The 517-nt window shown below is 41.8% G+C and carries 1 protein-coding gene; it reads right to left on the reverse strand.

Annotated elements, in window-relative coordinates; translation table 11 throughout:
- Positions 1-38 precede the first annotated feature (38 nt).
- The coding region (locus tag P20311_RS18105) for an IS3 family transposase (RefSeq protein WP_024601065.1) at positions 39-517 on the reverse strand (479 nt) is incomplete at its 5' end.

The following is a 517-nucleotide window of genomic DNA, read 5'->3' on the forward strand; positions in this document are numbered from 1 at the left end:
GAATCGCCCCGAGTTCATCGGAGACCAGTTTGTTTAAGTCAGGCCACTTTACCTGACTCGTTTAAATTATCATAGTAGTCTGTTTCATATTGAGCTGGTGAAATATACCCAATTGAAGATAATAGGCGTTGATTATTAAACCAATTAACCCACTCTAACGTTGCGTATTCAACAGCATCAACATTCTTCCACGGGCCATTTCTGCGAATAATCTCTGTTTTAAATAATCCATTTATTGTTTCAGCCAATGCATTGTCATAAGAGTCACCCACACTGCCTACAGACGCTTGAATTCCAGCTTCAGCAAGTCGCTCAGTGTATCGTATAGACAGATATTGACTCCCTCTGTCGCTGTGGTGAATTAACCCCTCGGGATTGCCACGATGCCAAATAGCTTGCTCTAACGCATCAAGAATAAGTTCTGTGTGCATTGTCGTTGATACACGCCAACCTACAATGTATCGTGAAAAAACATCTATCACGAAAGCGACATAAACAAACCCACTCCATGTGGCAA

Origin of the sequence: Pseudoalteromonas sp. BSi20311, from assembly GCF_000239875.1 — a bacterium.
GTDB lineage: Bacteria > Pseudomonadota > Gammaproteobacteria > Enterobacterales > Alteromonadaceae > Pseudoalteromonas.